This is a genomic window from Nocardia exalbida NBRC 100660 (assembly GCF_000308575.1).
GTDB classification, from domain to species: domain Bacteria; phylum Actinomycetota; class Actinomycetes; order Mycobacteriales; family Mycobacteriaceae; genus Nocardia; species Nocardia exalbida.
In genome coordinates, this window is sequence record NZ_BAFZ01000119.1 from 1 (window position 1) to 18,303 (window position 18,303).

Annotated in this window: 16 protein-coding genes; 2 read left to right on the forward strand and 14 right to left on the reverse strand. The window is 70.0% G+C overall.

What is annotated here, in order from left to right; translation table 11 throughout:
* The 5 genes from ON29_RS35060 to ON29_RS26610 all read right to left on the reverse strand — a co-directional run.
* A partial coding sequence (locus ON29_RS35060; protein WP_169332609.1) for a TetR-like C-terminal domain-containing protein occupies window positions 1–121 on the reverse strand: 121 nt, incomplete at its 3' end.
* Between the two features lie 61 nt (window positions 122–182).
* Complete coding sequence (gene metE, locus ON29_RS26595) at window positions 183–2,489, reverse strand: 5-methyltetrahydropteroyltriglutamate--homocysteine S-methyltransferase (protein ID WP_040870524.1); 2,307 nt, start codon at window positions 2,487–2,489, stop codon at window positions 183–185.
* A 406-nt stretch (window positions 2,490–2,895) separates the two neighbouring features.
* Complete coding sequence (locus ON29_RS26600) at window positions 2,896–3,765, reverse strand: 3-hydroxybutyryl-CoA dehydrogenase (protein WP_040870526.1); 870 nt, start codon at window positions 3,763–3,765, stop codon at window positions 2,896–2,898.
* Window positions 3,766–4,099: 334 nt separating this feature from the next.
* Window positions 4,100–5,389: an isocitrate lyase gene (gene aceA, locus ON29_RS26605; RefSeq protein WP_040870528.1), complete on the reverse strand. Its 1,290-nt coding sequence runs from the start codon at window positions 5,387–5,389 to the stop codon at window positions 4,100–4,102.
* Window positions 5,390–5,811: 422 nt separating this feature from the next.
* The gene (locus tag ON29_RS26610) at window positions 5,812–6,648 is read right to left on the reverse strand and encodes an alpha/beta fold hydrolase (RefSeq protein ID WP_040870529.1); all 837 of its coding nucleotides are present in this window, start codon (window positions 6,646–6,648) and stop codon (window positions 5,812–5,814) included.
* A gap of 70 nt (window positions 6,649–6,718) precedes the next feature.
* On the opposite strand from ON29_RS26610, the gene ON29_RS26615 reads away from it, so the two are divergent.
* Window positions 6,719–7,159: a MarR family winged helix-turn-helix transcriptional regulator gene (locus ON29_RS26615; RefSeq protein ID WP_085994949.1), complete on the forward strand. Its 441-nt coding sequence runs from the start codon at window positions 6,719–6,721 to the stop codon at window positions 7,157–7,159.
* Between the two features lie 46 nt (window positions 7,160–7,205).
* Here the strand turns inward: ON29_RS26615 and puuE are convergent, their stop codons facing one another.
* The 9 genes from puuE to uraD all read right to left on the reverse strand — a co-directional run bounded on the left by puuE (window position 7,206) and on the right by uraD (window position 17,562).
* Window positions 7,206–8,156, reverse strand: coding sequence for an allantoinase PuuE (puuE, locus tag ON29_RS26620; RefSeq protein ID WP_373283926.1), 951 nt, complete (start codon window positions 8,154–8,156; stop codon window positions 7,206–7,208).
* 160 nt (window positions 8,157–8,316) lie between these two features.
* Window positions 8,317–9,288: an allantoicase gene (gene alc, locus ON29_RS26625; protein ID WP_040870846.1), complete on the reverse strand. Its 972-nt coding sequence runs from the start codon at window positions 9,286–9,288 to the stop codon at window positions 8,317–8,319.
* 44 nt (window positions 9,289–9,332) lie between these two features.
* Window positions 9,333–10,550, reverse strand: coding sequence for a DUF6986 family protein (locus ON29_RS26630; protein WP_373283927.1), 1,218 nt, complete (start codon window positions 10,548–10,550; stop codon window positions 9,333–9,335).
* Window positions 10,547–13,351 (reverse strand): molybdopterin-dependent oxidoreductase, encoded by a 2,805-nt coding sequence (locus tag ON29_RS26635; RefSeq protein WP_040870535.1) that lies wholly within the window; start codon window positions 13,349–13,351, stop codon window positions 10,547–10,549. Before ON29_RS26635 ends, ON29_RS26630 begins: the two co-directional genes overlap by 4 nt.
* On the reverse strand, window positions 13,351–14,193 hold the full coding sequence (locus ON29_RS26640) for an FAD binding domain-containing protein (protein WP_040870536.1): 843 nt from the start codon (window positions 14,191–14,193) through the stop codon (window positions 13,351–13,353). The genes ON29_RS26635 and ON29_RS26640 overlap by 1 nt, the downstream gene beginning before the upstream one ends.
* Window positions 14,194–14,405: 212 nt before the next feature.
* The gene (locus ON29_RS26645) at window positions 14,406–15,764 is read right to left on the reverse strand and encodes an 8-oxoguanine deaminase (RefSeq protein ID WP_040870537.1); all 1,359 of its coding nucleotides are present in this window, start codon (window positions 15,762–15,764) and stop codon (window positions 14,406–14,408) included.
* Complete coding sequence (gene pucL / locus ON29_RS26650; RefSeq protein WP_040870539.1) at window positions 15,752–16,657, reverse strand: factor-independent urate hydroxylase; 906 nt, start codon at window positions 16,655–16,657, stop codon at window positions 15,752–15,754. The genes ON29_RS26645 and pucL overlap by 13 nt, the downstream gene beginning before the upstream one ends.
* A gap of 7 nt (window positions 16,658–16,664) precedes the next feature.
* Window positions 16,665–16,982: a hydroxyisourate hydrolase gene (gene uraH, locus ON29_RS26655; protein WP_040870847.1), complete on the reverse strand. Its 318-nt coding sequence runs from the start codon at window positions 16,980–16,982 to the stop codon at window positions 16,665–16,667.
* A gap of 76 nt (window positions 16,983–17,058) precedes the next feature.
* Entirely contained in the window at window positions 17,059–17,562 is a 504-nt protein-coding gene (uraD, locus tag ON29_RS26660; protein ID WP_040870541.1) for a 2-oxo-4-hydroxy-4-carboxy-5-ureidoimidazoline decarboxylase, read from the reverse strand.
* A gap of 137 nt (window positions 17,563–17,699) precedes the next feature.
* Here uraD and ON29_RS26665 point away from each other — a divergent pair, with 137 nt between their 5' ends.
* Window positions 17,700–18,296: a nucleotidyltransferase family protein gene (locus ON29_RS26665; RefSeq protein ID WP_051175619.1), complete on the forward strand. Its 597-nt coding sequence runs from the start codon at window positions 17,700–17,702 to the stop codon at window positions 18,294–18,296.
* Window positions 18,297–18,303 lie beyond the last annotated feature (7 nt).

Genomic DNA, 18,303 nt, shown 5'->3' on the forward strand with positions numbered 1-18,303 from the left:
GTTCGGCGAGTTCGTCGGTCAGCGGCAGGTGTCCGAACAACGCGCGATAGTAGATCGGCGCGGCGACCGAGTCCAGCACGAAATCCACGTCGATGCCCGGGTCCACTTCGCCGCGCGCGATGGCCGTCGCCGTGGCTTGTCACTGCGCCACGTCGTGCATTGCCTCGGCGCGCGGTGCCGGCTCAGTCGGTGGACTCCACCCGCCTGCGTATGCGGCGCGCCGCGGCGACCAGATTGCGCAGCGACGGTTCGAGCTGCCAGTAGTGCCGGGTCTTCAGACCGCCGTCCGGATTGGCCCACAGCCGCTGCGGCGTCACCGCTTCGGCTGCCGCGGTGAGCAGTTCGTCCAGCTCATCGATGTCCGGGATGCGCGCGGACCGGCTCTCGTACACGCCGGGGCCGACGCCGTGACTGAGCCCGTGCCCGGTGGCACAGTCCTCCTTCAGCGCCCGCAGCACCCACTCGATCGAGCGGGTCGCCACGATGGCGGTGACGTCGGCGTCGAGTTCCTCGATCGCCTCCACCACCTCGGCGCGGCCGGAATATCCGATGTGCGTGTGGATCTGCGTCTCGGCCCGCACCCCGGAGGTGGCCAACCGGAACGCGCCGATCGCCCAGCGCAGGTATTCGGCGCGGCCTTCCGGGCGCAGCGGCAGCATCTCCCGGATCGCCGGTTCGTCGACCTGGATGATCGCGATGCCCGCCTTCTCCAGGTCCACCACCTCGTCGCGAATGGCCAGCGCCACCTGGTCGGCGGTCTCGTGCAGCGGCTGGTCCTGCCGGACGAAGGATCGGGCGATCATGGTGACCGGCCCGGTGACCATGCCCTTGACCGGCTTGTCGGTCAGCGACTGCGCGTAGCTGATCCACTCCACCGACATCGGCGCCGGGCGCGACACATCGCCGTAGATGATCGGCGGCCGCACACAACGGGATCCGTACACCTGCACCCAGCCGAAGCGGGTGGTCGCGAAGCCGTCGAGCAGCTCGGCGAAGTACTGGATCATGTCGTTGCGCTCGTGCTCGCCGTGCACCAGCACATCGAGGCCGATGTCCTCCTGCAACCGGATCGTCGCCTCGATCTCGGCCTCGATCCGCTTGCGGTACTCCCCGTAGGACAACCGGCCCTCACCGAGTTCGTAGCGCGCCTGGCGGATGCGGGCGGTCTGCGGGAAGGAACCGAGCGTGGTCGCGGGCACCGGCGGCAGCTTCAGCTTGCGCTGCTGGGCTTCGCGGCGCACCTCGTAGGGCTCCCGCGAGCGCATGTCCGGGGTGACCGCGTAGACCCGCTGCCGCACCGCGTGCTTCTGCTTGAAGTGCACCTCGGTGGGACGCTTGCGCCACTTGTCCGACGGGCCTTCGGTGAGCGCCTTCGCGAGCGAGACCACCTCGCCCACCTTCTGTTTCGCGAACGCGAGCCGGTCGGCGACGTGCCCCTCGATGTCGTATTCGATCAGCAGGTCGTAGGGCACGTGCAGCAGCGTGGTCCCGGTCGAGACGACCAGGTCCGGGCACACCTTGGCCAGTTCGTTGAGGTATTCCAGCGTGACGTAGCGGTCCGCGCGCCACACGTTGCGGCCGCTGATCACACCCGCGTACAGGCGCTTGCGGCGGATGCCGGGCACCTCGGCGAGATCCTCCGGGCGCATCCGGTGGCTGGCCAGGTCGAGACCGATCGCCTCGATATTGGTGCCCGCCAGGATGGTCAGCGCCTCGCCGAAATCGCCGTACTGTCCGGTGACCAGGATGCGCGGGCGCAGCGGGGCCCTGCCCAAGCGGTGATAGGCGGCCTCGAACGCGGCCAGCTCGGCGGGCGTGCGCTCGCTGGTGAACGCGGGCTCGTCCAGCTGCACGCAGGTGGCGCCGCGCTTGGCGAGGATCTCGAACAGTTCCTCGTAGACCGGTAGCAGCTTGTCCAGCAGGCCGAGGGTGTCGAATCCGCCGGACTCGCCGGGGATGTGCCCGGCCTTGGACAGCAGCAGCAGCGACACCGGGCCGATGACCACCGGCCGCAGTTCGATGCCGACCGCCTTCGCGCGGTCGAATTCGTCGAGCAACGCCTCGGGGTGCAGCGAGAACTCGGTGCCCGCGTCCACCTCCGGCTGGCGGTAGTGGTAGTTCGTGCCGAAGAACCGGACCAGCTCGAGCGGCGGCAGATCCGGGCGGCCGCGCGCCATCAGGAAGTAGAAGTCCAGCGGGTGCAGTCCGTCGCGGTAGGGCTCGAACCGCCGGGGCACCGCACCGAACAGCAGCGCGTTGTCCAGCACGTGGTCGTAGAAGGAGAAGGTGTTGCCCGGCACCTGGGTCAGTCCGGTGGCGGCCAGTTCGTTGAACTGGGTCTCCTGGATCTCGCGACCCACCGCCAGCAGCTCTTCGCGGTCGAGCGAACCGTGCCAGTAGGCCTCCAGCGCCCGCTTGAGCTCGCGGTGCGGCCCGATCCTGGGATAGCCGAGAATGCTCGACCCGTAGCCGTCGGTCACGTTCACCATGAGCGGGACAACCCCTTTCGATCACCTGCGCGGCCCGCCGAGATCGACGGGACGATCCAGCGCTGCGCTCTGGATACCCAGCCGAGCCGTCGACATGGCCCGGCTGTTGTGCAGCTTATGCCGATTGCCGTCACCGGCACGGCTTCACCAACTTCTGATCGACTCCGCATCGAGGCCGGAGGTGCTGTTTCCTACCGCCCTCTAGCCGGTGCGTCGGCGAATCGTTCGATGCTCGCCGACCTGCCCCCGCCGAGTGCGAGTCTTACGAGCACCGTTCGCGGCCCGTCTCGTGTCCGAGTGTCCGATGCGCATGCGCCGCAGGCGCGAGCAGCGGACGCTCGGACGCGAGACTTCCAGGGGCCGCGAACACGCAGCGCCGCAGGCGCTGCAAAATCAACACAGCAAATCAAGCACGGTACTGGTAGAAGCCCGCGCCGGTCTTCTTGCCGAGCAGTCCCGCCTCGACCATGCGCATGAGCAGCGGCGGGGCCGAGTACAGCGGCTCCTTGAACTCGCCGTACATGGAGTCGGCGATGGACTTGACCGTGTCCAGGCCGACCAGGTCGGTCAGCGCCAGCGGGCCCATCGGGTGGGCGCAGCCGAGCACCATCGCCTTGTCGACGTCCTCCTTGGTGGCGAAGCCGGACTCGACCATGCGGATCGCCGACAGCAGGTACGGCACCAGCAGCGCGTTCACCACGAAGCCGGAGCGGTCGGCCGAGCGCACGACCTGCTTGCCGAGCACCTCGCCCGCGAAGGCCTCGGCCCGTACGGAGACCGACTCGCTGGTCTTCAGCGTGGTGACCAGCTCGACGAGCGGCAGCACCGGCACCGGGTTGAAGAAGTGCATGCCGACCACGCGCTCGGGGTTCGCCGTGGCGACCGCGATCTTCATGATCGGGATGGACGAGGTGTTGGAGGCCAGTACGGCGGAGGGGTCGGTGACGACCTTGTCGAGTTCGGCGAAGATGCTGGTCTTGACCTTCTCGTCCTCCAGCACCGCCTCGACCACCAGCTGGCGATCGGCGAAGTCGCCGAGGTCGGAGGTGAACCGCAGACGCCAGGCGGCCTGTTCGCGCTCGCGCTCGGTGATCTTGCCGCTGCTCACGCCGCGATCGAGGGACCGGAGGATGCGCGCGCGACCGGCCGCGGCCAGTTCCCGGGTCTGCTCGAACACCAGCACGTCGACGTGCGCCCTGGCACACACCTCCGCGATTCCTGCGCCCATCTGGCCGGCGCCGATAATGCCGACGCGTTGGATCTTTTCGCTGCTCACGTCCCGCTCCTGCTGGGTTGTCTGGCTCTGGGGTGGCTGGTCTGCGAAGGTGCCGCTCCGGTGTGAGCGCGTCCTTCGATGGTCCAAGGTATAGGGATGCCCTCCCCGCCGGGGCTGTTCAGCGGGGAGGGCAGTACACCCCTACCGGAGTAGAGGATCGGCGGTTTTCACGTCGGGAACCTCACTTCCCTCGGTTTCACCTACTTGGCTTCAAGTCGTGAGTTCGCCGCTTTCGCAACCACCCACGCGCGAGGCCATCGAGCGCCGTTCGCGGCCCGGCTTGCGTCCGAGTGGCCGAAGCGCATGCGCCGCAGGCGCTGCAATTCAACACGGCCTAGTGAAACTGCCCCTCTTCGGTGGAGCCCTTGAGCGCCGCGGTGGAGGTGTTCGGGTCCACGGTGGTGGCGATGGTGTCGAAGTAGCCCGCGCCGACCTCACGCTGGTGCTTGATCGCGGTGAAGCCACGCTCGGCGGCGGCCTTGAACTCGCGCTCCTGCAGGTCGACGAAGGCGGTCATGCCCTCGCGGGCGTAGCCGTAGGCCAGGTCGAACATGCCGTAGTTGAGCGAGTGGAAGCCGGCCAGGGTGATGAACTGGAACTTGAAGCCCATCGCGCCGAGCTCACGCTGGAACTTCGCGATGGTCGCGTCGTCCAGGTGGGCCTTCCAGTTGAAGGACGGCGAGCAGTTGTAGGCCAGCAGCTGGTCCGGGAACTCGCCACGGACGGCCTCGGCGAACTTGCGCGCGACCTCGAGGTCCGGCACGCCGGTCTCCATCCAGATGAGGTCGGCGTAGGGCGCGTAGGCCTTGGCACGCGCGATGCAGGGCTCGATGCCGTTCTTCACACCGAAGAAGCCCTCGGCGGTGCGGGTGCCGTCCAGGAACTCACGGTCGCGCTCGTCCACGTCCGAGGTGATCAGGGTGGCGGCCTCGGCGTCGGTGCGGGCGATGATCACCGACGGCACGTCGGCGACGTCGGCGGCCAGACGCGCGGAGGTCAGGGTGCGGATGTGCTGCTGGGTCGGGATCAGCACCTTGCCGCCCAGGTGGCCGCACTTCTTCTCGGAGGCCAGCTGGTCTTCCCAGTGCACACCGGCGGCGCCGGCGGCGATCATGGCCTTCTGCAGCTCGTAGGCGTTCAGCGCGCCACCGAAGCCGGCCTCGGCGTCGGCGACGATCGGCGCCAGCCAGTTGGAGACGGAGGTGTCGCCCTCGACCTTGGCGATCTCGTCGGCGCGCAGCAGCGCGTTGTTGATGCGGCGGACCACGGACGGAACCGAGTTGGCCGGGTACAGCGACTGGTCGGGGTAGGTGTGGCCGGACAGGTTCGCGTCACCGGCGACCTGCCAACCCGACAGGTAGATGGCCTTCAGACCGGCGCGGACCTGCTGGACCGCCTGGTTGCCGGTGAGAGCGCCGAGGGAGTTGATGTAGTCCTCGTTGTTGACGAGATCCCAGAGGATCTCCGAACCGCGGCGGGCGAGGGTGGCCTCCTCGACGACGGTGCCCTGGAGCTTCGACACCTGCTCCGCGGTGTAGTTACGGGTGACGCCCTTCCAGCGGGGGTTGGTGTCCCAATCCTGCTGGATTTCCGCGGCGGTCCTCGGGGTGCCGGTGGTCGACATCTGTGACTCCACTTCTTCGTTCGGTCCATGCCGCCCGGTCCCGAGCTACGAGGCAGCTCGTACTGCTGAAGCGGCAATTTGCAGGCTTGCTAGGCCCTTGAGGTGTACTTCCACACGATGGCACACGAAGAAATGGGCGTCTACCTGTTGTTAGTGTGAATCTCAGCTAGGTTTTCCGACACCTTTGCTAACTCTGCAAAATTTGCCACCAAATTGCAAGAGTGCAATCTACTGACCGGTAGCGCTGACGTGGGGTTTTAGCGTAACGCTTGTACTGTTAGTGATCGGCGGGCGGCCCTCCCTCCCCAGGGGTCGGCATTCCACACTGTGAGCACCTTCACAAGTCCTGGCGGGTGCCATTCGTGTGGGCCAGGCCACCCCGTGGCGAGCGGGCCGAATGTGTGGGGGACGCCCGCAAGGCGCTACTCCGGCGCTCCGAGGACCTCACACACCTTGGCGGCGTACGCGGCCGGGTGGGTCAGGTTCCCGTTGTGCCCGCCGGGGAATTCCACCACCGGCTCGCCGCACAGGGCCGCGAGTTCCAGTGCGGCCTTGTAGTCGAAGACCTGCCGGGGCGTGATGCGCCCGCAGGCCGGAACGATGCGCACCGGCGACTGCCGCAGCGGCGCGACGTCGAGATGGTCGGCACGGATCGCGGTGAAGTCGTGCCCGAGGAAGTACTCGAAGTTCGCGGCGCGCTCCGGCCCGAGCGGAGGCGGGGTGACGCCGGGTTCCCGATCCTGGTTCCGCGGATCTATCCCCAGGGTCCGCACCATCGGTGCGAGCGCCGCTTGCCAGCCTTGCTCGGCGAAGACTCGCTGGCAGTCTTCGAGTTCGGCGAGCTGATCGGCGCGGTCGGCGGCGGCGAGCAGCCACGGCGTGACGGGCTCGTGCGCGATGAGGGTATGCAGCCGATCCGGATGCCGAACCGCGAGGTGCAGGCCGATGGCAGCTCCCATGCTGCAACCGAGCATGCGTACCGGCTCGTCGGTCAATGCCGAGAGCAGGCGGAACACGTCGTCGGCGTGCGTCGCCACCGAGGCGGGCAAGTGGGGATCGCGCAGAACGCTGCGCGACAGTCCGCGCCGGTCGTAGGTGACGACGGTGAAGCGCCGCTCGAGGTGCGCGACCAGATCCTCGCTGCGCCGCGCGTCCCCCTCCCCACTCTGCGCGATCAGCAGCATCGGACCGCTGCCGCGAACTTCGTAGTACAGGTCGGCTCCGGAGACCTCGAGGGTGCCGGTGGAAATCGTGCTCATGCCACCTACGCTAATTCATCAAATCTGATACATCAATAGTGATACATCTTTGTTGATGTATTGTTCCCTTGTGGACGGAGTCGAACTGTTCCTCTTGGGCCGGACGCTGATGAAGATCGGCGAGGACGCCTTGCCGACAGCGGGACTCGGCGGTGGCCACCGACCCGTGCTCGTCGTGTCGAGCGACATCCTCGAACACCCCGACAGCACCGTCGGCGAGATCGCCAACCGCACCGGTCTCCCCCAGAGCGCGGTGTCCACCGCGGTGGCCCGCCTCAAAGAGGCCGGCTCGATCACCTCCACCGTCGACCCACGCGACCGCCGGCGCACCCTGGTCCGCGCGGCCCCGGAGGCTTCACCACGAGTCGCCGAAGTGCGAGCGACACCCGTGGACGACGCGGTGGCAGCAGCGCTGGCCGGCGACGACCCGGCCGCCGTGCGCGAGGTGCTCGACGCGCTCGCGACACTCACCCGCCACCTACGCCCCCGCGAACCCCGCCCCCTCGCCTGACGAGTGGCACATCGGCGAGAGCCACTCGTCGCGGTGGAAGATCGGGTCAGGGCGAGGCGGGTGGGGGGTGGATCGCGTGCCAGTGGTCGGCGATGTCGATGCGGCGGGTGATCCAGACCTGGTCGTTGGACTGGATGTGGTCGAGTAGGCGTTCCAGGGCGGCGGTGCGGGCGGGGCGGCCGATGAGTCGGCAGTGCAGGCCGATGGAGAGCATTTTCGGGCTGCCCTCGGCGCCTTCGCGGTAGAGGACGTCGAAGGCGTCGCGTACGTGGGCGAAGAATTGCTCGCCGGTGGGGAAGCCCGCGGGTGAGGCGAAGCGCATGTCGTTGGTGTCCAGCGTGTAGGGCACCACCAAGTGGTCGCGGCCGTGTACGCGCACCCAATAGGGCAGGTCGTCGGCGTAGGAGTCCGCGTCGTAGCGGAAGCCGCCGTGCTCGACGACCAATTCCCTGGTGTGCGGCGAATCGCGGCCGGTGTACCAGCCCAGCGGCGCCGCGCCGGTCAGGTCGGTCAGGACGCGCACCGCCTCGGCCATCTGCGCCCGTTCGGTGTCGCGATCGGTGAGCTGGTAGGACTTCCAGCGCAGACCATGGCAGGCGATCTCGTGGCCCAGTTCCCGGAAGGCCGCCACCGCTTCCGGATTGCGTTGTGCGGCGCGGGCGACCGCGAAGATCGTCAGCGGCAGCCCGCGCCGTTCGAAGACGCGCAGCACCCGCCACAGCCCGGCGCGGGAGCCGTATTCGTAGAGCGACTCCATGCTCATATGGCGGTTCGGGAACGCTTCGGCGGGCGTCATCTCCGATAGGAACGTCTCGGAGTGTTCGTCACCGTCGAGGACGTTGTTCTCCCCGCCCTCTTCGTAGTTGAGCACGAATTGGACCGCGATCCGCGCCGCGCCCGGCCATCGCGGGTCCGGCGGATTCGGGCCGTAACCGACGAAATCCCTCGCGCCCGCGCCTGTCACGCTCCGCCGCCGCCCTCGGTCCTGCTTGCTCACGACTGTGCCTCGTCGGCGCTCGGCTCGCGCCTTCGCGACGGGCCGCGCACCACCGCGCCCTTGCTACGCTCCGCCGCCGAACCTCGGCCCTGCCTCACGCCCGCGCCTGGACGACGCTCGGTTCCGGCCTGCGTGACGCGCGGTATCGACTTCCGCACGCTCATGCGCCGAGCTCGCCGTACAGGCGCAGCCGGGCCAGCCCGCCGTCCGGGTAGATGTCCAGGCGCACCTCTTCCACGGACGCGGCCATCGGCGCGATCGGGAACCGGTGCCTGGTGTCGGGTTGCAATGCGGTGCGTGGCAACAACTCCAGCTCGGTGCCGTCGTTGGTGCGGCCGGTGAGCCGGGCAGCGCCCGGGCTGTTGCCGAGGAAGTAGGAGGTGTCGAGTTCGGCGAGCCGGATCAGTCCCGGTCCGGCCAGGCGGATGCGCACCCAGTCGTTGCCGTCGTCCCGGCGGCGGGCGGTCTCCCAGCCCTCGCCCATGGACCGGGCCCGGCCGGGGTACAGCAACTGGTTGGGCGAGCTGTAGAAGCGGTTGGAGCAGTCCAGCACCAGCGCGCCGTTCTCCAGCGCGGCCAGATCAAGCGGGCCGAGTCCGAGCAGGCGCGGATCGGGCCGCCCCTGGCCGTGCACCCGCAGCCTGGCCACGCCGCCGTCGGGATGCGTGGTGAGTCTCACGTGCGTCCAGCGCTTCTCGTTATCGACCGCGAACAGGTTGCGGCTGTCGCCCGCCACCGGAGAGCGATCGACCAGTAGCACCCAATCATCCCGCGCGGCAATGGTCTCCGCGGGCGGGTAGTCCTCGATCTCCAGCGCCGACACCGAGACGGCGGGTGGGTAGTTGCCCTTGAACCACGCGGTGTCCACGACGATCCCGCGGATCACGCCCGGCACGCCGAGCCGCACGATCGCGGAGTCGTCGCCGGGCCGACCGCGGTGCCTGCGGGTCTCCCAGCCGTCGTAGATCTGGCCTTTGTGGCCGAAGCTGGACGGCCGGTACTGCGCGGGACCGGGGCTGATCAGATTCTCCTTCTCGGCGAAGAACTCGTCGTTCGCCCAGATCACCGAGCCGCCGAGCGGCCGGACCGCCAGATCCGGCAACAGCGTGAATTCTTCGTCGTCGCCCCGCATCGCGTCTCCTGTGTCTTTCGGGACCGCACCGTTCGGATCGCCGATCACGTCGCCTCCGCCGGGATCGGCTCGCGGGCCGCCAACGCGCGCAGGACCGTCTCGGTGAGCTCCGCGGCCCCCGCGTCCGGGCGAGCACCGCACTCGATGCCACGCAACACGGTGGCGGCCAGCGCTTCCGCGGTGGCGGGCTCGTCGACGATGTCGCCGCCGCGCCGGGCCAGATAGTCGCGCAGGCGCGGCACCGCGACATCGATCGCCTGGCGGAAGAAGTCGTAGGTGGCCAGCCAGCGTGTGACCAGGTGGCCCGGATGCATGTCCCAGCCTTGGTAGTACCCCCTCCGCAACGACCGGGCGACCAGGCGGTGATGGTTGCGCAGCGCGGCCTCGGGATCGGCGTCGGGCACGACCTGGGTGGAACCGTCACACACCCACGCCCCGGTCTGCGCGGCCGCGACCTGCATGACCGCCTTGGCGTAATCGGCGGCCGGGTGGTCGAGCGCTTGGTCCGGCGCGGCGACGCCGAGTGCCGCGGTGTAGTCGTAGGTACCGAAGTGCAATGCGCTGCAACGCCCTTCGGAGAGGGTGAGCATGGCGGCCACGGGGGCGGTGCCATCTGCCGCCAGGATCGCCTGCGGGCTCTCGATCTGGAGTTCGAAACGCAGGCTGCCCTCGGCGATGCCGTACGCGCGCTCCAGCCCGACACACAGCTGCACCAACGCCGAAACCTGCTGCACCGCACGAATTTTCGGCACCGTAAAGACGAAACCCGCGGGCACACCCCCCACGCCCTCCAGCACGAGATCCAGCGTGCGCAGCGCTCGGCGACGCTCGCCGCCGCCCAAGCCCTTCATCCGGATGCCGCTGTTCGCCGGACCCGCGGAGCGCCGCGCCCAGGCCGCGAGCACCGCACCCGCCGCCGTGGCGGCGCGGTCCTCCTCGGCGTCGGCGCGCAGGCCGTAGCCGTCCTCGAAGTCGATGCGCAGATCCTGGACCGGGTCCGCTTCCAGTCGTTTGCGCACGTCGGGCAGCGAGCCGGTGGCGTCGAGCGTGGCCAGCAGATCATGGTGCCGGTCGAGCAGTCCGACCGCGGCCGCGCCCCACTCCCCGGGCGTCTCCTCGGTGACCCGGTCGGCCGGGACGTACACGGTGTGGATCGGTTGCGAGCGGCCGTTCGATCCGGGATACCTGCGGCGCAGCTCGGTATCGACCGCGTCGAGCATCGACTCGATCCGCCCGCGTACGTTCTCCGGCACCTTCGTCATCGTGATCCCTTCTCCCGCAGCGCGGCCCATACCCGGTCCGCGGTCATCGGCAGCCGGTACAGCCGCACGCCGACCGCATCGCGGATCGCGTTGGCCAGCGCGGGGGCGACCGGGTTGTACGGCGACTCACTCATCGACTTGGCGCCCAGCGGGCCCAGCGCGTCGGAAGTCCGGGCGAAGTAGACCTCCGTGCGCGGCACGTCGGCGAATTGCGGCACGTGGTAGTGCCGCAGGGTCTGGGCGCCCACCACTCCGTCCGCACTGCGCATGTCCTCGTACAGCGCCGTGCCGACGGCCTGCGCCGCACCGCCCTCGACCTGCCCACGGCACTGCACCGGATTGAGCACGGTGCCCGCGTCGGCGGTCTGGATCGACTGGAGGATGCGCACCGCTCCGGTGCCGGGGTGCACGGCGACGCGGAAGGCGTGCACGTTGAAGCTCACCGACCGTGGGCTGCCCCCGTGCTCGGCGTGCGCGGTGAGATCGCCGCCGGTCAGCAGTTCGGCCGCGGTGAGCAACCGGTCCGCGCAGCGCACGCCGCCGGTGTCGAGCACGCAGTCCCGCTCCGGAACTCCCGTCAGTTCGGCCGCCCTGGCCAGCATGAGCCCGCGCAGCGCGCACGCCGCCTCGTACACCGCCTTGCCCGCGACCACGATGCCGGTGGAGCCGAACGCGCCGGTGTCGTACTCCACCAGATCGGTGTCGGCCTGCCGGATCACGATGCGGGCGACCTCGGTGTCCAGCGCGGTGGCCGCGAGCTGCGCGTGCACCGTCGTGGTGCCGTTGCCGAATTCCGCCGTGCCGACCTTGATCTCGTAGCGGCCGTCGGGCAGCAGCGAGGCCGTCGCCGTCGACCGGTGGCCCCGGGGCGGGACGGTCGCGATCATCGCGGCGGCCATGCCGGTGCCCACCCGCCACTGCGGGCCGGGCGCGTGCACGTCGTTGCCGCGCAGCAGCGCCCGTTCGGCGAGGTCCAGGCACTGGTCCAGACCGTAGCTGCCGAACATGAGGTCGCTTTCGTTCACCGCGGCGCCGACGAACGGGTCGCCGGGCACCACCACGTTGCGGCGGCGCAGTTCGAACGGGTCCATGCCGAGGGCGTGCGCGAGCTCGTCCAACGCCGACTCCACCGCGAAGATCACTTGGCCGAGACCGTAACCGCGGAACGCGCCGGAAGGGACATTGTTGGTGTACACCGCTCGCGCGTCGACCCGTTTGTTGGCGCAGCGGTACAGCTCCACCGACTCGCCGACGCCGTGATACATCACCCCGCCGCTGTGATTGCCGTAGGCGCCGGTGTCGGCGAGTACGTCGACGGCCAAGGCGGTGAGCACGCCGCCGGCGTCGGCTCCGGCCGTCACCTCGACTCGCATCGGGTGGCGGCAGGTCGCCGAGGTGAACTCGTCGGCGCGGGTGAACTCGTACTGCACCGGCCTGCCGGTCCGCAGCACGGCCAGCGCGATCAGGTCCTCGGCCAGCATTTCCTGTTTCGCGCCGAATCCGCCGCCGACCCTCGCCGCGAACACCCGCACCCGCGCGGGCGACAGGCCGAACAAGCGGCACAGTTCATCCCGGACCAGGAACGGGACCTGAGTACTGCACCGGATGACGAGTCGCCCGGCGTCGTCCAGCCAGCCGACCCCACCGTGCGTCTCCAGGTGCACGTGCTGCCCACGCGGCGAATGCCAGACGCCGCGCACGACGTGGGCCGCGGCGGCCAGTCCCGCCGCGATGTCGCCCACCTCGCCGTGCAGTTCGGCGACGAGGTTGCGGCCGGGATCGGTGATCCGGGCCGAAGCCGGTTTGTCCCCGTGTAGTTTCGGCGCCTCGGCGCGCAGCGCGTCGCGGGGATCGAACACCGCGGGCAGGACCTCGTAGTCGACCTCCAGCAGACGGCAGGCCTCCCGGGCGATCGCGACGCTGTCGGCCACCACCGCGGCCACCCGCTGCCCCACGAACCGGACGGTCCGGTCGAGCACGTAGGTGTCGTCGGGATCGTCGGTGCGCAGTTCGTGCCGCGCGGTGGAGAACGGCACGTCCGGTGCGTCGGCATACGTCAAGACGGCGTGCACACCCGGCAGTGCCTCGGCGGCGGCGATTTCGATCGAGCGGATGCGCGCGTGGGGATACGGGCTGGTCGAAACGGCGAGGTGCAGCGGGGCGGTCGGCGGCGCGGTGGCGGCATCGCTGGTTCGCGGCCGGTCCTCCGAGGAGGGGCCGAACTGCGGCAGATCCAGCGTGAACGGCTCACTCCCGGAGACGATGCGCGGCCCGGCCAACGCGCCGACTCCGGCTCCAGCGCCTCCGGTGGTCGTGGTTCGATCCGAGGCGAAGGAAGTAGGGTCGCCGGGATCGAGCGGCTCGCCCAGCGCGGCGCGGATGGCGCGGTAGCCCGTGCAGCGGCAGAGATTTCCCTTCATCAATTCGGCGAGTTCGTCGCCCGGCACGGCGACCCGCTCGTCGTCCCCGCACCCCAGCCCCGCGGCCGTGACCACCATGCCGGCGGTGCAGAAACCACATTGGAACGCGGCGTTGTCGACGAACCGGCGCTGCACGGGGTGCGGGTGCTCCGGCGTTCCGAGCCCGGCGGCGGTGGTGACGGACCGTCCGGCGGCGCGATAGGCGGGAAAGACGCAGGAGTGCACCGTCATTCCGTCGACGAGCACCGAGCAGGCCCCGCAATCGCCGGTGTCACACCCCTTCTTCACCGCGCGGGTGCCGCTCTCGCGCAGCACCGTCCGCAGGCACTGCCCCGGCCGCGCCGTGATGTCGACGGTCCTGCCGTCCACCTCGAACCGCATCAGTTTTCCCGCAATTCCGCGGCGACCTCGCGGGCGAGCACCCCCGCGACGTGCCCGCGCCACTCCGGCGAACCGTGCGGATCGTCGAACCACAGCGCGGGATCGATCGTGCCCAGCGCGTCGCGTATCGCACCGTCGGTGGGCGGTGCGGCGAAATCCAGGACGACGGGCCTGGTGGTGGCGGCGGTGATGGTGACCGCGCTGCGCCCGTCCCGCTCCCGCCGCCCCATCACCACGGCGCCGGACCGGCCGAGCGGAGCGAGCGCGATCTTCCGGAAGCTGGTGCGGGCCAGCAGACTCGACCGCGGCAGGCGGATCGAGCGCAACACCTCACCGGATCGCAGCACCGTGCGTCCCGGACCGAGGACGAACTCGCGCAACGGGATACACCGATCGGCGCCGTCCGTCGTCCACACCACCGCCGTCCCGTCCAGCGCGACCAGCGCGCCGAGCACCGCGCCCGCGGGCAGCGCGAGGCAGACGTTGCCCCCGACGGTGGCGGTGCGCCAGATCTTGTGCGAGGCCAGCAGGGCCCGGCAGGACAAGGCGAACAGCGCGGTTCCCGGCCACGGGTCGTGCAACACCGGCATCCCCAGCTCACGTCCCGGCGCGGCCCCGGCGAACTCGGCCAGGGTGCAGGTCGCTGCGATCTCCAGTCCGTCGTCCCCGATCTCGAACGCCGGCCAGCCCAGGCCGGTGATATCGACCAGGCGCACCAGCTGATCCTGCGGCTCGGAGAACAGGAACGTCCCTCCGGCGAGCACCGCGGTCGAAGCGCCGAGCACGGCCAGGTCTCCCCGCTCGCGGGCGATCACCACCTCGCGGATCGTGTCCAGGTCCACGTCTCACCTCGTTCCTGCCTCTCCGTCACCGTAGAGCCAGTCGGTTGCCGCCATATTGCCTGCGACGCCCGCCAGATTGCGCGGCCGTTACCTCGCCGCCGTCCACGACACCACAGCTCCACCCGCCTCGACGGCCGTCGGAGCCGACCCTGGTTCAGTATTGCTCGTCCCGCCTGACCAGGCACGACACCTCGCCCACATCCGCGCAGCGATCACCCCGCTTTCGCGACCAACGCCGCCTGCGCCCGCGCCACCTCGCCCGCGACCACCTCCGTGTCCACCGTGCGCACCTCGCCGTCGCGCACCACATCGCGTCCGTTCACCAGCAGCGCGACCAGCGGCGGGGCCGAGCCGAGCACCAGCGCGGTCACCGGATCCTCGATTCCGGCGTGCGCGGCCGTGTCCAGGCGCCACAGCGCCAGGTCCGCCAGCTTGCCCACCTCGATCGAGCCGATCTCGGCGGCCCGGCCCAGCACTCGCGCGCCGCCCATGGTGGCCAGTTCCAGTGCGGTGCGCACGGTCATCGCACGCGGGCCGCCCCGGTTGCGCGCCCACAGCAACGCGTGGCGCGGCTCCTCGATCATCGAACCGGCCTCGTTGCTCGCCGCCCCGTCGACGCCGAGGCCCACCAGGACGCCCGCGCGCACCAGGTCGGCGGTGCGGGCGACGCCGGCGCCGAGCCGCGCGTTCGACGTGGGGCAATGCGCCACGCCGGTGCCGGTTGCCGCCATGGCGCCGATCGCGTCGTCGTCGAGGTGGACGCCGTGCGCGTACCAGACATCCGAACCGAACCAGCCGAGCCGCTCCATGTACTGCGCGGGCGTGCAGCCGAAAGTCTCGGCGCAGTAGTCCTGTTCGTCGAGGGTCTCGGCGAGGTGGGTGTGCAACCGGACGCCGGTGGCGCGGGCCAGCGCCGCCGATTCGCGCAGCAGGTCCGCCGTCACCGAGAACGGCGAGCACGGCGCCAGCGCGATCCGCAGCATGGCATCGAATGACGGGTCGTGCCAGCGCGCGATGGCCGCCGCGCTCGCGGTGAGGATGTCGTCCAGGCTCTCCACCAAGTGGTCGGGCGGCAACCCGCCCGCGCTCACCCCCAGATCCATCGAGCCGCGACAGGGGTGGAACCGCAGGCCCACCTGCGCCGCCGCGGTGATCTCGGCCGCGAGCGGGTCACCGCCGTCGCGCGGAAACACGTAGTGGTGATCGGTGGTGGTGGTGCACCCGGTGCGCGCGAGGGCCGCGAGCGCACCCGTGGCCGCCACACGCACCGCGTCCTCGTCGATACCCGCCCAGACGGGGTAGAGCGTGGTCAGCCATTCGAACAGCGTGTGGTCGGTGGCCAGGCCGCGGGTGATCCATTGATAGAGGTGGTGGTGGGTGTTCACCAGCCCGGGGGTCAGCAGGCAGCCGCGCCCGTCGATGCGCCGAGCGTCCGGGATTTCCGGCGGGTCCCCTGCGCCGACCGCGTCGATCCGGTTGCCGCGTACGACGACGTGGCCGCGGGCGTGCTCGGTGCCGTGCGCGTCGACCGTCGCGACGGCGCAGTCCGCGATGACGGTCACCTGGTCCACGCGGGCCCCGCTTCCGGCGCGTCGGCGCGCGCCACGGTGGCGTGGATCAACCCGTAGGGCCGGTCGTCGGCGTGGTACACCTCGCCGCGGTTCTCGATGCCGAAGCGGCCCAGGTCGTAGTCGAAGTGATGCTTGTTCGGCGCCGCGAGCCGGATCTCGGCCAGCACCGGGTACGCGGTCAGCGCGGCCTTGCCCATCTCGAACAGCGTCTGTTGCATGGCCTTCGAGTGCAGCGTCGCGAAGGTCTCCACCAACCGCGCCCGCACGCCGGTGTAGACCTCGTCCCAGTCGACGCCCGCGCTGTCGGCGAACCGCCACTCGGCGATCAGCGCGGTGGCCAGCATCCGATCGTGGGTCGGCGCGAGCACGGTGAAGTCGTCGGTCAGGAAGTCCGCGAACTCCGACCCGGTCGACTTCAGGATGGTCAGGTCCTTCACCCCGCCCACCACCCAGGCCCGCCGCTCGGAGCCGCTTCCGGCCACGGTGACCGCCGCGGTGCGCACTTCGGGGCCTTGCCGCACCCAGGTGTGGTCGTGCTCCACGCCGCCGACCGAGACGCGCTGCCAGGCGTATTCGTCGACCTCGACGCGCGCGCTGCGCACCGGTTCGATCTCGGCGACGAAATGATCGGCCAGCGCGAGCGCGTAGTCCTCGATGGTTCGCAGTCCCGGCTGCTTCGCGAAGGCGTAGGCGGTCTGCTTCTGTGAGTCGGTGGGCAGCACCTCGGCCTGGTCGCCCGTGACGTACGCGTCGGCGAAGTCGCCGCGCAGCACCGTGGACACGTTCACGTCGCGGATCTCATGACGTGCGGTCTGCCGGTGGATCCGGACGATCCGGTTCTCCGCCTTGCCGTATCGGTGGTCGGTCAGCACGATCGGCCCGGTCAGTTCCATGCTCGGCTCAGCTCCCTCGATAGGTGGAATACGCGAAGGGCGACAACAACAATGGGACGTGATAGTGCCGCTCCCCGGTCACGGCGAACGCGATGCTCACCTCGGGATAGAAGGCTTCGACCTCCCGCCGCGCGAAGTAGGCGCCGGTATCGAACACCAGCCGATAGGTTCCGGGTTCGAGCGCTTCGCCCAGTGCCCCGATCCGTCCATCGACATCCGTTTCGCCCGAATCGAGCTGCCGGTCCCCCTGATGCAACGTCACGGTGACGCCCGCGGCGGGTGCGCCGCGCACCGCGTCCAGCACGTGCGTGCTCAGCGTGCTCATGACCGCGTCTCGCAGGCCCACGGCTGCGCCATGACCACGAACGTGGCTGTGCCGACCGTTCGCTCGCTACGCCCACTCACGACCGCTCCGCCAGCAGCGCGCGCAGCCGGATGCGGTTGATCTTGCCCAATTCTGTTCGCACGACTCGCCTTTCGGTCTCGGGATTATTGCGCAGCCGGGCGGCGAGCAGTGCGAGCAGCTCCTCGCCCGACTTTCCGCTCGCGCACACCAGATAGATGTGCCCGAATCGTTCCTCGTAAGCGCGGTTGCCCTCCGCGAGCGCCGCGCGCACCGCGTCGGCGGCTCCCGCCACCCCGGCCTGCTCCCGCGCCGAAGCCGCGGAATGCGGCCGCTCCCCGATCCTCGGATGCCCCGCCAAGGCCAGGTCGAGTTCGGACTCCGGCAGCCCGGCCAGCACCTCGTCCGCCGCGTCGAGCAGCGCCTCGACACTGCGGTACGGACGGCCCGCGACCAGCGACCGCGCGAAGCCCGGCGACGAGCAGCAGCCGAGCACCGCCCGGTAGGCCGCGTCGCCGGACAGCGCGTCGAACGCCGCGATCCCGGGTCGCCGATCCGTCATCGGACCAGCATCGGATAAGACCCCGTGAGCCGCCACCGGAAAGGGATGGATCACCTTCGGCGTGTCGCTCGCGGAAGCAGGTCCCGGCACCGGTTTCACCTCATGCGGCGCAGACCGCGCGGTATTACCGTTTAGCCATGGCCGATCCTGATCGTCCCGCCGTCGCGCCCTGCGCCGGCGTCGTGCTCGCCGCGGGCGCGGGCACCCGCTACGGAAAACCCAAGGTGCTCGCCGAGGGCGGCGCCTGGCTGCGGGCGACCGTCACCGCGCTGCGCGACGGTGGCTGCGACCCGGTCATCGTGGTGCTCGGCGCGACCGGCCCGACGCCGCGAATCGTCGATCTGCCGCCGGGCGCGCGGCACGTGTGGGCCGCGGACTGGGCCACCGGTATGAGCGCATCGCTGCGGGCGGGCCTGATCGCCGCGGCGGGCACCCCCGCGCGTTACGCCGCGATCATGCCGGTGGACACCCCCGATGTCGGCGCCGACGTGGTCGCCCGGGTGCTCGCCGCCGCGCTGGCGTCCCCCAGCGGTCTGGCTCGCGCTGTGTTCCACAACACACCGGGGCACCCCGTTGTTATAGCCCACAAGCACTGGAATGCGGTTTGTGGGTCGGCAGCAGGAGATTCCGGCGCCCGCACCTATTTGACCGGCAGAAAAGATATGGTGTGCGTCACGTGCGACGATTTGGCGACGGGCGTCGATCGTGACTTCCCGGCCACGACCGCACGGTGATCGGAGC